This is a genomic window from Kribbella sp. NPDC005582, from assembly GCF_040605415.1.
Taxonomy (GTDB): Bacteria; Actinomycetota; Actinomycetes; order Propionibacteriales; family Kribbellaceae; genus Kribbella.
Window position 1 is genome coordinate 1638260 of record NZ_JBEXCU010000001.1, and the last position, 14159, is coordinate 1652418.

13 protein-coding genes are annotated in these 14159 nt (G+C 67.8%); 8 read left to right on the plus strand and 5 right to left on the minus strand.

Annotation, left to right across the window (positions count from 1 at the left end):
• Positions 1–11 precede the first annotated feature (11 nt).
• Together ABZS29_RS08200 and ABZS29_RS08205 are read right to left on the minus strand one after the other, a co-directional pair.
• Entirely contained in the window at positions 12–410 is a 399-nt protein-coding gene (locus ABZS29_RS08200; protein ID WP_355459695.1) for a PPOX class F420-dependent oxidoreductase, read from the minus strand.
• Between the two features lie 26 nt (positions 411–436).
• On the minus strand, positions 437–1027 hold the full coding sequence (locus ABZS29_RS08205; RefSeq protein ID WP_355459697.1) for a TetR/AcrR family transcriptional regulator: 591 nt from the start codon (positions 1025–1027) through the stop codon (positions 437–439).
• A gap of 91 nt (positions 1028–1118) precedes the next feature.
• Between ABZS29_RS08205 and ABZS29_RS08210 the strand changes: the two genes are divergently transcribed.
• Entirely contained in the window at positions 1119–1823 is a 705-nt protein-coding gene (locus tag ABZS29_RS08210) for an SDR family oxidoreductase (protein WP_355459699.1), read from the plus strand.
• Positions 1824–1947: 124 nt separating this feature from the next.
• The gene (locus tag ABZS29_RS08215; RefSeq protein WP_355459701.1) at positions 1948–3993 is read left to right on the plus strand and encodes a sialate O-acetylesterase; all 2046 of its coding nucleotides are present in this window, start codon (positions 1948–1950) and stop codon (positions 3991–3993) included.
• Here ABZS29_RS08215 and ABZS29_RS08220 read toward each other — a convergent pair.
• Complete coding sequence (locus tag ABZS29_RS08220) at positions 3986–4306, minus strand: DUF1330 domain-containing protein (RefSeq protein ID WP_355459703.1); 321 nt, start codon at positions 4304–4306, stop codon at positions 3986–3988. The genes ABZS29_RS08215 and ABZS29_RS08220 overlap by 8 nt on opposite strands.
• Before the next feature lie 115 nt (positions 4307–4421).
• Here ABZS29_RS08220 and ABZS29_RS08225 point away from each other — a divergent pair, with 115 nt between their 5' ends.
• The gene (locus ABZS29_RS08225) at positions 4422–6347 is read left to right on the plus strand and encodes a serine/threonine-protein kinase (protein WP_355459705.1); all 1926 of its coding nucleotides are present in this window, start codon (positions 4422–4424) and stop codon (positions 6345–6347) included.
• A gap of 27 nt (positions 6348–6374) precedes the next feature.
• Here ABZS29_RS08225 and ABZS29_RS08230 read toward each other — a convergent pair whose 3' ends face one another.
• Together ABZS29_RS08230 and ABZS29_RS08235 are read right to left on the minus strand one after the other, a co-directional pair.
• Positions 6375–7655 (minus strand): adenylosuccinate synthase, encoded by a 1281-nt coding sequence (locus ABZS29_RS08230; RefSeq protein ID WP_355459707.1) that lies wholly within the window; start codon positions 7653–7655, stop codon positions 6375–6377.
• Positions 7656–7973: 318 nt separating this feature from the next.
• Positions 7974–8474 carry a VOC family protein gene (locus tag ABZS29_RS08235; protein ID WP_355459709.1) on the minus strand — a complete coding sequence of 167 codons (501 nt, stop codon included), beginning with the start codon at positions 8472–8474 and terminating at the stop codon, positions 7974–7976.
• Positions 8475–8530: 56 nt separating this feature from the next.
• Here ABZS29_RS08235 and ABZS29_RS08240 point away from each other — a divergent pair, with 56 nt between their 5' ends.
• From ABZS29_RS08240 to ABZS29_RS08260, 5 genes are all read left to right on the plus strand, one after another.
• Positions 8531–9352 carry a helix-turn-helix transcriptional regulator gene (locus ABZS29_RS08240; RefSeq protein ID WP_355459711.1) on the plus strand — a complete coding sequence of 274 codons (822 nt, stop codon included), beginning with the start codon at positions 8531–8533 and terminating at the stop codon, positions 9350–9352.
• 152 nt (positions 9353–9504) lie between these two features.
• On the plus strand, positions 9505–10791 hold the full coding sequence (locus ABZS29_RS08245) for an extracellular solute-binding protein (RefSeq protein ID WP_355459713.1): 1287 nt from the start codon (positions 9505–9507) through the stop codon (positions 10789–10791).
• Entirely contained in the window at positions 10788–11729 is a 942-nt protein-coding gene (locus tag ABZS29_RS08250; RefSeq protein WP_355459715.1) for a sugar ABC transporter permease, read from the plus strand. The genes ABZS29_RS08245 and ABZS29_RS08250 overlap by 4 nt, the downstream gene beginning before the upstream one ends.
• Positions 11726–12553 carry a carbohydrate ABC transporter permease gene (locus ABZS29_RS08255; RefSeq protein WP_355459717.1) on the plus strand — a complete coding sequence of 276 codons (828 nt, stop codon included), beginning with the start codon at positions 11726–11728 and terminating at the stop codon, positions 12551–12553. Before ABZS29_RS08250 ends, ABZS29_RS08255 begins: the two co-directional genes overlap by 4 nt.
• Before the next feature lie 3 nt (positions 12554–12556).
• Positions 12557–14146, plus strand: a complete 1590-nt coding sequence (locus ABZS29_RS08260; RefSeq protein WP_355459719.1) for an alkaline phosphatase D family protein — start codon at positions 12557–12559, stop codon at positions 14144–14146.
• The last annotated feature ends 13 nt before the right edge of the window (positions 14147–14159 follow it).

Consider the following 14159-nt stretch of genomic DNA (forward strand, 5'->3'; position numbering starts at 1 on the left):
CCGGCCCGTCGTCAGGGGTGGCCGAGCTGGCTGGTGATGCGTTCGACGACGACGGCCGCCGCGAATCGCGGCGTACCGGGCGGTTCCACATCGGACCACTCGCCGACGTACTTGCGGGCGATCGCCTGCTCGAGCGCCAGCTCCGGATCGGGGACCAGCTCGTCCACCCGCCCGCGCAACTCGAGATAGTACGTCGGCCGCGCCGGGTCGACGATCATGACCGAGATGCGCGGGTTCCGGCGGAGGTTGCGCAGCTTCTGCCGGCCCTCCACCAGACTGATCCGGACCTGCTCGCCGTCCCAGAGGAACCACTGCGGCGTGATCTGCGGTTCGCCCTGCTTGCCGATCGTGCCGACGATCGCGACCGCCGTCGACGACAGCAACTCCTGGAACTCCGCGGGAATCTCCACCTGCGCGACCCTACCGGCGCGCTGGTTCAGCTCAGCTGGCCGGCGAGCTCGGCGGCGCGGATCCCGGCCGCATCCAGCAGCGCGGCCGCGGTCAGCACGCCGATCCCGCCCAGCGGCTGGGCCCGGACGACACCGCGCGCGGCACTGCCGTCGTAGATCATCGTCAGCTGGATCGCGAGTGTGCTCGGGTCCTCCGCGCCGGCCTTGACCAGCTCGCGGTGGAAGAAGTCGGTGAGCTGCTGCTTGAAGTGCCGGGCCACCACCGAACCCGGGTGCTCCGGATCCTTCAGCTCCACGGCGGTCGCGACGTACGGGCAGCCGAGGAAGTTGCCTTCGGCAACACGGTCGTCCTGGCGCTCGAAGACGGCGAGGATCCGGTCCCGCGGCGGCCGCTCGTCCTCCGGGCCGGGGCACACGGCCGACTGCACCTGCGGGCCGCGCGCGGCCAGGCTCTCCGCGATCAGCTCATCCTTGGAGCGGAACAGCTGGTACATCGACTTCTTCGAGACTCCGGCCGCCTTGCAGAGTGCGTCGACGCCGATGTTCACGCCGTCGGTGTAGAAGAGTTCGCCCGCGGCCTCGAGGAGACGTTCGCGGGGTGTCGCCGAGGTGCTCATACGACGAGGGTACCGGCTCGATTTGGAATAAGAAACAGATCGGTTTACGTTAGGAGAAACAGATCGGTTTCCTCATCTCTCAGGAGTCATCATGACCGCACTTGAAGGCGCTGTCGTCCTCGTCACCGGTGGCCAGCGCGGCATCGGCAAGGCTCTCGTCGACGACCTGCTCACCCGCGGCGTCGCGAAGATCTACGCGACGGCGCGCAAGCCCGTGCCGAGCGACGACCCGCGCGTCGTACCGCTGCCGCTGGAAGTCACCGACCCCGCCTCGATCGCGGCGCTCGCCGCTGCGGCGCCGGACGTGACCGTCCTGATCAACAACGCCGGCGTGACCGCGCCGCGGACCTATCTGGACGCGCCGACCGACGAGCTCCGGACGGTCTTCGAGGCGAACTTCTGGGGCCCGCTGGAGGTCACCAAGGCGTTCGTCCCGATCATCGAGCGCAACGGCGGCGGTCACATTCTGAACGCCCACTCCGCGCTCTCCTGGGTCGCCCTGGCCGGTGCGTACTCGGCGTCCAAGGCGGCGCTCTGGCTGCAGACCAACGCTCTGCGGATCGAGCTGCTCGAGCGCGGCATCGGTGTCACCGGGCTGCACATGGGCTACGTCGACACCGACATGACCGCGGCCATCGACGCACCCAAGTCGAAGGCCGAGGACATCGCCCGCCAAGCCCTCGACGGGATCGAGTCCGGCGCCTACGAGGTGCTGGCCGACGACACCGCCCGGGGCGCGAAGGCAGTCGTCTCCCGCGACCTCGCCGAGGCCTACCCGCAGCTGGTGCGCAGCTGACACCGTAGGTCGCTGGGCGCAGGGTTCGGACCGCTGGCCGCACGACGGCCGCTGGACCGCAGCCGCCGGGGGCGGGCAGTCGCTATCAAGGTGACTGACAATCCGCCGCCCCCGGAGGTCCGCCATGTCTCGACGTCTGATCGTCGGAACGCTCGCCGCCACTCTGCTCGGTTCGACTCTGACTGTGCAGGCCGACGCCGTTCTTCCCGCACTCCGTGATCCCGGAGCCGGTTGTACTGCTGCAGCTGTCGGTTTCACGCCGGTACTGCAGCTGACACTGCCCGAACGCGCTGGGTGGCTCGACAAGGAGCTGCCGTACACGCTGGACCGCCGTACCGAGGTCGGGTCGAACTTCGACCGTGTCGGGTACTGCCTCGAGCTGAACGGGCCGGACGGTCCGCAGCGGGTGTGGACTGCGATGGAGCCGTTCTCCAAGGACGCCCGCAACCTCGGGATCCCCACCAAGGCCGGACAGGTCACGCGGCAGCGCGTGGACGATCTTGAGGTCGCCTCCAACGTGCCGGACGTGACCACCGGCCTCGGCCAGACCGGCTACCTGGAGATGTGGCCGAACACGTACGCCGAGAGAAGCAGCACCCAGGTCGCGAACACCTCTCCCATCACGTACGACGTGGACGACAGTCCGACCACTGGTGCGTACGGGTCGTTCCAGGTCTCGCAGGTCGGGCCGACCCGGCCATCCGACCTGGCTGCGAAGACGGTGTTCGGAATCAACTCGTTCACCCAGCCTGCCGACGTACCGCTGTCGATCGGGATCGGGACGAATCCCTCCGGCCAGCCGGACTGGACCTTTGCCGGCAACGCCGCTCGCTACACGCAGCGGAAGCTGACGGCGTACGTCCGGACGGCGGTGGTCTCGTTGTCCGAGGCGCCGCAGGATCGCCAACTGGTTCCGCGGGACACTGCCAACGGAGCCAACGTGCCAGTGGCTGGACGGATCACGGATCCGAACGTCACCGAGGTGCAGCTGCGCGTCTCCAGCAACGGACACACCGACACGTACAGCTCGCAGTCGCGGGATTTCCGCTTCACTCCGCGGATCAACGCGGCACTGCAGGAGTACACCTTCGAACTGCGGGCGCTGGGCAGCGGAATCAACCGAGTGGTCGCTCGACGGACCGGTGTGGTCTCGGGTGACGTGTACGTCATCCAGGGGCAGTCCAATGCGGAGGCGGCCAAGTACAACGGCAATGCGAACGTCGAGGAGTCGCCGTACCTGCGGAGCTTTGGCACTCCGACGTCTGACGCCGAGATCTCTGGGGCCGATCGGGTCTGGCACTACGCGACTGGTGACGTGACTGTGCAGTCCGGCTCGATCGGGCAGTGGGCGATCCGGATGGGCCGGCGGATCGTTGACACCTACAAGGTGCCGGTGGCGATCGTGCAGGGTGCGCACGGCGGTCAGCCGATCAGCTTCTTCCAGCGGAACGACGCCGCCCCGGACGACCTCACCACCAACTACGGACGGCTGCGGACGCGACTCAAGGCGGCTGGTGTGATCGGTCAGGTGCGTGGACTGCTCTGGTACCAGGGCGAGAGCGACAATGACAACGCAGCAGTGCATGTAGCCGGCTTCCGCGCTTTGCTGGCGGACTGGCGCGCCGACTTCGGCAGTGCGACCCGGTACTACGTCAACCAGGTGCGTACGTCGCCCTGCAACAACACCACCAGCATCAACCTCCGTGAGGCCCAGCGTGCACTCGGCGACATCGACGACGTCGTACTGCTCTCTACGAACGGGCTGTCCGGCCACGACGGCTGCCACTACGCGTACCTCGGCGGCTACCGCGACCTGGGCGACCACAACTTCGCGGTGATCGCCCGCGACCTGTACGGCGGTCCCGCCGCCGGCGTCTCAGCGCCGAACCCGGCCAGTGTCACGGCCAGCGGCTCACAGCTCGTCGTCAAGCTGCGGACCGGCGATCCGCTCACCGTGGCGGCCGGTGCGGCTGCGGACTTCCGCGTCGAGGGTTCTGCGGTGACGGTGTCGTCAGTTGCGTACCGGGCCGGCGGCAATCTGGTGCTGACGCTCTCCGGACCGGCAACCGGAGTCACCGCTCTGATCTACCAGAGTCACATCGGCTCCGGACCGTGGATCACGAACGCGGTCGGCAGCGGCCTGCTCGCCTTCCGCCTGCGGGTCAGCTGAGCACGTCGGTGGCGCGGTGAGTGCGGTCGACGCCCTCCAGCAGCATCGTGACACCGTCGGAGTTCTCGGTCCGGAGCGGAAGGATCGCCTGGTACGCCGGTGAGTCGTACCAGGCGCGGGCGTTCGCGTAGTCGGGGAACTCGATCACGATCAGCGTCCCGTCCCACTCGCCCTCGACGTGCTCCGGCTGATGACCGTGCACGATGAAGTGCCCGTCGTACGGGGCAAGGGTGTCGTCGATGCGGGTGAGGTACTCGACGATGTCCGCGCCGACGCGGACGTTCTTCAGATTGGCGATCGCGTAGTGCGTCACAGCTGCCTCCTTGGCGGTTGGTGGTAGCACCAGCCTCGATCTTGGAGGTCGTTCCGGCGATTACCTCTGACGTCATCGTGGTTGGTTGATCTGCTCCCGACGTACAGTCGATGGCATGTCAGTCACAGGGGGAACGCCTTCCATGCCTGCTGGGGAGGTGGAGGAGCGCGTCGGTCCGTACCGGTTGATCCGGCGGCTCGGCCAGGGCGGCATGGGTGTCGTCTACCTGGCGGAGGGACCTGAGCTCCAAGAGGTCGCGCTGAAGGTGCTGCGGCCGCACGTCGCCCACGACGAGACCGCACGCGCCCGGCTGCAGCGTGAAGCGACCACACTGCAGAAGGTGAGCCACCCCGGCGTGGCCGGCATCCTCGACCACGACCTGGAAGCGGAGCGCCCGTACCTGGTGACGCGCTTCGTGCCGGGGCGTCCGCTGGACGAGCAGGTGGAGGACCGCGGACCGCTCACTCCGCGCAAGTGGCTCCCGCTGGCCGGCTGTCTCGCCGAGTCGCTGCAGGCGATCCACCGCGCCGGAGTCATCCACCGCGACCTCAAACCCGGCAACGTGATGATGCTCAACGGCAAGCCGGTGATGATCGACTTCGGCATCGCCCAGGCCGCCGACGACCTCCGGCTCACTCAGACCGGCCTGGTGATCGGTACGCCGGGCTACCTGGCGCCGGAGCTCATCGAGGGCGAGATGGTGTCGGAGTCCGCCGACTGGTGGGGCTGGGCCGCCACGGTCACCTTCGCCGCCACCGGCCGCCGCCCGTTCGGCAAGGGACCGTTCGAAGCCGTGCTGCACCGCGTGCACACCGGCCAAGCAGACCTCGAGGGTCTCGACCCACGTCTCAAGACCCTGCTCACCGCGGCCCTGGCGCCGCGCAAAGAGGACCGCCCCACCCAGGCCGAGATCATGACCGGCCTCACCCGCTACGCCGAAGGCCGCGACGCGCTGCCGCCGCGCGAGACCCCCGCTGCCGAAACCGCCCAGCTGCACCCACCCACGCGCCAGATGACTCGCGTGATGCCTGTGGAGCCGTCGCCCAGCGAGCCCTCGCCCACTGAAGTGGCCAGCCTGGTCCCGCCAGTCATCCCGCCGCTGTCCGCCTTCTCACCCTTGGCCGACAAGGTCCGCGACGCCGCCGCCACCCGCAAAGCCACCCGAGCCGCCGCCGCTGGTCCGGCACTCGCTGGTGGTCCTGTTGCAGGCTCCTTCGGTACTCCGCCGGTGACTCACCCGGCGACCTACAGTCCCGCACCCATCGCGGCTGCTCCGCCGGCGATGCCGTTGCCGTACCAGAGCGCCCCGCAACCAATCGCGCCGTACCAGGCACCGTCGACCGACGTCTCGCCGTACGAGCATCCGCCCGCGAAGCCACGCCGCGCACCAGCCACAGGTCGCCGTACGGCGGTTGTGGTCGGGCTGATGGCCGGTCTGACCGGACTGATCGCGCTCTACCCGTTGCTGGGCACGCTCGCCGCCACTGTGCTCTTCGTGCTCGCCCGAACCGTCGACCGCGGCAGCACCGCACTGATGCGCCGCCGCCAGGTCCGTGGTCGCGCCGGCCGCTCCGACGGAGTCGTCGCCGTGGCGTCCTCCCCGATCCAGCTCGTCACCGCCGGCCTGATCACCCTCGTCTGCCTGATCCTGCCGCTCGTAGTCGGCGTGATCGTCGGCGGCGTCGTCACCGGAGTCGCCGCCACCGCCAAGAGCGTGAGCTGGCAGCCCTTGTCAGCAGTCGGTTTCGGCGCAGCCGGCCTAGCCGCCCTCTTCACCGCCTGGTGGGGCCCCGGCGGCAACTCCCTCCGCCGCGGCGCCCACATCACCGCCCGCAGCATCTTCCGCCCCCGCTGGCTCGCCACGGCAGTAGCCGTCGTCTTCCTCGCCCTCGGCGCCTACACCTTCTACGAAGCCACCCAAGGCGCCGGCTCCGACTGGGCCCGCAACCCCACCGAGGGCGCCACCTTCGAGCAACCCACCCTCGACGACCTCCGCCAAGCCCCCTTCATCCGCGACATCCCCATCATCGGCCTCAACTGACGACGAGGACGCCGGCGGACGGTCAGCTCAGAGCTGGACGATTTGGGAGCGCTCGGGGCCTACGCCGATGGCGGAGATGCGGGCGCCGCTGAGGGACTCGACGGCGCGGACGTAGGACTGGGCCGCCTTGGGGAGGTCTTCGAAGGTTCGGCAGCCGGTGATGTCTTCGGACCAGCCGTCGAACTCTTCGTAGATCGGGGTGGCGTGGTGGAAGTCGGTCTGGGTCATCGGCATCTCGTCGTGCCGGACGCCGTTGACGTCGTACGCGACGCAGACCGGGATCGTCTCGCGGCCGGTCAACGTGTCCAGCTTGGTGAGGACGAAGTCCGAGACGCCGTTGACGCGGGCGGCGTAGCGGGCGATGACGGTGTCGTACCAACCGCAGCGGCGCGGGCGGCCGGTCGTCGTACCGAACTCGAAGCCCTGCTGGCGCAGCCACTCGCCGTCGGCGTCGAGCAGCTCGGTCGGGAACGGGCCTTCGCCGACGCGGGTGGTGTAGGCCTTGACGACGGCCATCACGCGGTCGATCCGGGTCGGCGGGATGCCGGTGCCGGTGCAGGCGCCGGCGGAGATCGCGTTCGACGAGGTGACGAACGGGTAGGTGCCGTGGTCGACGTCCAGCAGGGTCGCCTGGCCGGCTTCCATCAGCACGGTCTTGCCGTCGTCCAGCGCCTTGTTCAGCAGCAGGCTGGTGTCGGCGACCATCGGGCGCAAGCGCTCGGCGTACTGGAGCAGTTCGTCGAGGACCTCGCGGATCTCGACGGCGCGACGGTTGTAGACCTTCACCAGCAGCTGGTTCTTCTGCTCCAGCGCGCCGGTGACCTTCTGCTCCAGGATCTTCTCGTCGTACAGGTCCTGGACGCGGATGCCGATCCGGTTCATCTTGTCCGCGTACGTCGGCCCGATGCCGCGGCCGGTGGTGCCGATCTTGCGGCTGCCGAGGAACCGCTCGGCGACCTTGTCCAGCGTCCGGTTGTACGGCGGGATCAGGTGTGCGCTCGCGCTGATCACCAGCCGGGACGTGTCGACGCCGCGGGCCTGCAGCGCGTCCAGCTCCTCGAACAGTACGGCGAGGTCGACCACGACCCCGTTGCCGATCACCGGCGTCACGCCGGGGGTCAGGATCCCGCTCGGGAGCAGGTGCAGCGCGTACTTCTCGCTGCCGATCACGACCGTGTGGCCGGCGTTGTTGCCGCCGTTGAACTTCACCACGTAGTCGATCGCGGTCCCGGTGTTCCCGAGCAGATCGGTCGCCTTACCCTTGCCCTCATCGCCCCACTGGGCGCCGACGAGCACGATTGCGGGCATCTCAGCCCTCCTCTTCACGCGCCGGCCCGCGGCCCTCACGACGCGCGGCGGCCGGACGCTGGAAACGGTGAAGCCCGGAGACGTTCACCGGCAATTCATCCGGTAACGCACCCAGGCTCTTACGACCGAAGCCTACCGGAACCAGGTCCACCCGCTGTGTCGATCGTCCACAGCCGCCCAACGAACACTTCAAGTAAGTGTTTCATCACCTAACGGGTTGCCAATCTCCGTGATCACGTGCACACTCTTAGTCAGCGGCCCGCCGAAACTGCCGCAGGGGACGGTTCCGGCGGGCCGCTTCCTTATGCGGTGATTGATTCAGCTGAGGGCTTCCGGGTTCGCGTCGAGCCACTCCTGCACCCGCCGGTCGGCTTCCTCGCGCGACACGTCCTCGACCTTGGTCAGGATCGCCCACCGATGCCCGAACGGGTCGATCACCGTCCCGAACCGGTCGCCGGTCATGAAGGTCTGCACCGCCTCGACCGACCGCGCCCCGGCCGCGATCGCCCTCGCGTACGTCGCGTCCACATCCGGCACGTAGTGGACCAGCGACGAGTGCACCCACTCGCCGTTCGGCGCCTGCAGGCCGATCTGCGGCATCTGGTCGCTGAGCTGCAGCATCGAGTTCCCGAACCGCAGCTCCGCCTGACCGACCCGCCCATCCGGAAGGTCCTGCCGGCTGATCACCTCGGCGCCGAACACCTCCTCGTAGAACGCGATCGCCTTCGGGCCGTCCGGGACCGCCAGGTACGGCGTGAGCGAGTGGTAACCGTCGGGAATGGGGCTGACTACGCTGTTTTTGTCGGTGTCGGTCGTCATGCTCTTAGTCAACCCACCGGCAGCCGGACCGGTCTTGTAAGAAAGCGACAGCCAGTGTGAGCACTCCGTCGGACAGCCAACGGGGCATCCTGCACCCGCGGGAGCAGGCCCGGCATCGCGTCCTGCGCCGGCTCGCTCCGGGCCCAGACGCGGCCCGATTCGTCGAGTGGTACTGGATCGTCGAGTGGGATCTCGACGAGCCCTACACCGCCGAAGTGCTGCCGTTTCCCAGCGTCAACGTCACCTTCGAGCAGCCCGGCGGCGCCTTCGTGAACGGCGTCTACACGCGCAAGTTCGAGCGCCGGCTGGTCGGCCGGGGCCGCGTCTTCGGGGTGAAGTTCTGGGCCGGCGGCTTCGGTGCCGTGACCGGGCTCGACGTCGGTTCACTCAGCGACCAGGTGCTGCCGCTGACTGCAGTCTTTCCGGACGGCGACCGGCTGGCAGACCTCGTCTTCGCCGAAGAATCCGACGTACGGCGTCGTGCCGTGTTCGAGGCGTTCTTGCGGGACCACCTCGCGCCGCCAGACCCGTCGTACGAGTTGGTGCGGGAGATCGTCAGCACGATGGCCGCCGACCGATCCCTGGCTCGGGTGGACGAGATCACCGAACGGTTCGACGTCTCGATCCGAACCCTGCAACGACTCTTCCGCCGCTACGTCGGCGTCGGCCCGAAGTGGGTGCTGCGCCGCTACCGCCTGCACGACGGCGCCGAGCTGCTCGCGCGCGGCGAGGTCACCGAGCTCGCCGCGCTCTCGGCCGCGCTCGGCTACTTCGACCAGGCGCATTTCTCGAAGGAGTTCAAACAGCAGATCGGCCTGACCCCGGCTGAGTATGCGCTCCGGGCTCAGGCCGAACGTGCCGTCACCGCCTATCGCTGACGATCGCGAACTCGCTGAATCCTTTCAAAACAGCTCGCGGAGCTCTTGACACCCGCTCCAGGCCGTCCGTAGCGTGCGCGGCGTGAGAAGTTAACGCTTCTTTCCGGTGAATTCACGTCAATCGACGATATTTCCCGAGCTCAGGAGGAACCGTGGCATCCGTATTCGAGCGTCCCGTCAGCCGTCGGCGCCTCTTGCAGCTGGCGGGTGGTGCGGCGGCGGCCGGCACCCTGGCGGCCTGTGGCGGCAACTCCTCCGGCTCCGGCGGCGGACAGCTGAAAGTGATCGGCGCAGGCAGTCAGGAGGCCGGGCTGCGCAAGGCGTTGGAGCAGTACAAGGCGAAGAACGCCGACTTCGACTTCAACTTGTCCTTCTCGCCCGCGGACCAGCTGCAGACCTCGCTCCGGGCGCAGCTGGCGGCCGGCAACGCTCCGGACCTGCACGCGGTCTACCCCGGCAATGGCAGCGCGATGTCGATGGTCCAGCTGAGCAAGGCGAAACTGCTCACGGACTTGAGCGACCAGGCCTGGACGCAAAAGATCCCCACCGGCTTCAAGGGCGCGTACCAGCAGGGCGGCAAGACCTACATCTTCTCGCCCGGTACCAGCGTGCTCGGCGCCATCTACAACAAGAAGGCGTTCAGCAAGGCCGGTGTCGAGCCGCCGACGACCTGGAGCGAACTGCTGACGGTCTGCGAAGCCCTGAAGAAGAAGGGCATCGTGCCGCTAGCACTCGGCGCGCAGACCCCGTGGGTGACGCAGCTGATCAACTACGCCTTGGTTCCGGGCACGGTCTACGCCAAGCAACCCGACTTCGACGACAAGATGGCGGCGGGTTCGACGAGCTTCGCGAGCTCGGGCTGGGCCGACGCGATGACCAAGTACCTCGAACTGCAGAAGCGCGGGTTCTTCAACGACAACCCGAACGGTACGACGTACGAGCAGGCCACCTCGATGGTCGGCACGGGCAAGGCGGCGATGGCCGTCCAGGTCTCCGCCGTCCTGCAGGCCTACCGCGCGGCCGCGCCGTCGCCGGACGACCTCGGGATGTTCCCCTTCCCGGCCACCGACACGGTCGCGGACAACTGGATCCCAGGCGGCATCGTGGTCGGCCTCGCAGTCAGCGCGAAGAGCAAGAAGGCCGAGCAGGCCCGCAAGTTCATCGAGTTCTGCGGACAGCCGGAGACCGTCAGCGCCTGGGCCGAAGCGGTCGCCTGCGTCCCCCTGTACTCCGAGGGCGAGGCCAAGGTGGATCCGGTCCTGAAGCCGTTCCTGCCGTACCTGGCGGACAACAAGGCGGTCCCGTTCATGGACCAGCGCTGGCCGAACGCCGAGGTCCAGCCGACCCACTTCGCCGTCGTCCAGGAGCTGCTCGGCGGCCGGACCACGGTCGACGGCGCACTGAAGAAGATGGACGAGGCCTACCGGAAGAGCGCGTGACCGCGGTCATGACGCCGCCCGTCAAGCCGGCCCCACCGCCGGTACGACGGGTCGGTCGCGGGCGCGGCGGGATCGCGCCGCCGTGGTTCTTCGCGGCACCGGCGCTCCTGGTTTACGCGGTGGTGATGCTCTACCCGAGCATCGTCGGAGCCGGGTCGGCTTTCACGGACTGGTCCGGTGTCGGCGAGCAGCGGTCGTTCGTCGGCCTGGCGAACTTCAAACAGCTCATCCATGACGATCAAGCCCTTGGTGCATTACGAAACACACTGCTGCTCACGGTCGCGATCGTGGTCGTGCAGAACGGGATCGGTCTGCTGCTGGCACTCGGCGTACACACCACCATCAAGAGCCGGATGCTGCTGCGGGTGATCTTCTTCGCGCCGGTGGTGGTCAGCCCGGTGATGGTGTCGTTCCTGTGGAAGTACGTCTACAACCCGGCACCCGACGCCGGCCTCAACGCGGCACTCGGCGCGGTCGGGCTCGGCGCGCTACGCCAGGATTGGTTGGGGAATCCGTCGCTCGCGATCTGGTCGGTCGCGTTCACGGTCATCTGGCAGTGCGCCGGCTACTCGATGGTGATCTTCCTGGCCGGGCTGGAAGGCGTACCGCCGGAGCTGCACGAGTCCGCGATGGTGGACGGCGCCGGGACGGTCGCGCGGTTCCGGCACATCACGTGGCCGCTGCTGGCGCCGGCCGTGACGATCAACGTGATGCTGTCCACGGTCGGCGGGCTGACGCTGTTCACGCAGATCATCGCAATGACCAACGGCGGTCCCGGCTACGCGACCGACACCTTGTCGACGGTGCTCTACAAACAGGCCTTCGTGTTCGGCAAGTTCGGCTACAGCACCGCGGTCGCGCTAGTGCTGGCGATCTTCGTCGCGGCGGTGTCGTTCGTTCAGATCGGCTATCTGAGATCGAGGGAGACGGCCGCATGAGAACGGCGTACCGACCGCGCACCTTCGTCCTGGAGCTGGTCATGGTGGCCGCCGCGGTCGCTTTCCTGTTTCCCGTCTACGCCCTGGTGACGTTGGCTTTCAAGGATCCTGGGCAGATCGCGAACGCACCGCTGTCACCGCCGGACCCGCCGTCGGTGGACAGTTTCGGCGAGGCTTGGCAGTCGGCGTCGCTGGGCTCCGCCTTGCTCAACAGCACCTTGATCACCGTCACCAGCGTGGTCGCGCTGATCATGCTCGGCTCGTTGGCGGCGTACTTCCTGGCTCGGCGGGCCTCGCGGTTGAGCTACAGCCTCTACATCCTGTTCCTGGTCGGGATCATCCTGCCGTTCCAGCTCGGCATGATCCCGCTGTACCAGTTCGTCAGTGACCTCGGTCTGCTCGGCACCTACCAGGGCATGATCTTGTTCTACACCGGGATCCAGCTGCCCTTCACGGTCTTCCTCTACACCGGCTTCATCCGGTCCCTGCCCGCCGACTACACGAACGCGGCGCTGATCGACGGAGCCACTCACCTGCAGGCCTTCCGGCACGTGATCTTCCCGCTGCTGCGGCCGATCACCGGCACCGTGCTGATCCTGAACGCGGTCCACATCTGGAACGACTTCTTCACCCCGCTGCTCTACCTGGGCGGCTCGGGCCGGGAGACGGTGCCGGTCCGGATCTTTGCCTTCGTCAACGAATACACGTCGGACTACGGGTTGGTCGCGGCCGGTCTCGTGCTCGCCGCACTGCCGATCCTGCTCGTGTTCCTGGTCCTCCAGCGCTATGTCATCCGCGGCTTCTCCAGCGGCCTGAAGGGATAGGCGATGACCCACGATCTGAGACCTGCGGTGAGATTGGCCCGGCGCCGGTTCCTCACCCTGACCGGCGCCGCCACCGCGGTGGCGTTCGGAACCAACCTGCCGGGCGCAGTTTTCAAGCCTTCCGGCAGGCTGACCGGAAACCCGTTCACGCTTGGCGTCGCCTCCGGTGATCCGCTGCCCGACGCGGTCGTCATCTGGACCCGGCTGGCGCCGCAACCGTTCGAGCCGCTCGGCGGAGCGCCGTACCGAAATGTCGGGGTCGACTGGCAGGTTGCCGCGGACGAACAGTTCCGTAAGGTCGTGCGCGCGGGCAGGGCCACCGCTCGGCCGGAATTCGCGCATAGCGTGCATGTCGACGTACGGGGGCTTCAGCCTGGTCGTCACTACTGGTACCGCTTCCGCGTGGACGGCCACGTCAGTCAGACCGGACGCACCCGTACGGCGCCCCCGCCCGGCCAGCGAGGCGGGCAACTGACGCTCGGCGTGAGCTCCTGCCAGGCCTGGACGGACGGGTACTACACCGCCCAAGGACATCTGGCGTCCGAGGACGTCGACGCAGTGGTCTTCCTGGGCGACTACATCTACGAGTTCGGCGTCTCCGCGGCAGGCGGGCTGCGTAATCTGACCGATCCGGTGCCGGACCAGTTCCGCACCGAGGCGGACACGCTCGACCGCTACCGGCTGCAGTACGCGCTCTACAAGTCCGATCCGAACCTGCAGGCGGCACACCTCAGCGCGCCATGGATCACCACCTGGGACGACCACGAAGTACAGGACAACTACGCCGGCCTGACCTCGAAGAGCAACGCTCCGGTCGAGGACTTCCTGGTACGCCGGGCCAACGCCTACCGCGCGTACTGGGAACACCTGCCGCTGCGTGGACCTGCTCCACAGGGACCGGACTACCTGCTGTATCGCCGGTTCGCCTTCGGCCGGCTGGCCGAGCTGAGTGTCCTGGACACTCGGCAGTACCGATCGGACCAGGCCGCAGGTGACGGCTGGAAGGCAGACTCCGAAGCGCGCCGCGACCCTGCGCGAGTGCTGGCCGGTCATGCACAGGCGGAGTGGTTCCTGGCTGGTTTGAACCGCTCCCGCGCCACCTGGAACGTGCTGGCCAACCAGGTGATCATGAGCCGGATGGATCTCGACCCCACGCCGGCCGAGCTCTACAACATGGATGCCTGGGACGGCTACGCCACCGAGCAACAGGTGATGCTCACCGGTCTCGCCGCGAACCGTCATCGCAACCCTGTCGTCCTGACCGGCGACGTGCATGCGGGCTACGCGATGGAGATGAAGCGCGACTTCGCCGATCCGTCCTCCCAGACGTACGGCGTGGAGCTCGTGCCGACGTCGTTCAGCAGCGGCGGCAACGGTGTCGATGTCTCGGCCAACGGCCAGAAGTTCCTCGACGCGAACCCGCATCTGAAGCTCGTCAACGAGAAGCGCGGGTATTCCGTTCTCCGGTTCGACGAACGAGAGCTCCGCGTCGACTTCCGCGCGGTGCCGTACATCGACCGGCCCGGCGCACCGATCTCCACCGTCCGTTCGTTCGTCGTCGAGGCCGGTAATCCGGGACTGGAGGCGGTCTGATGAGGCTGCGCTC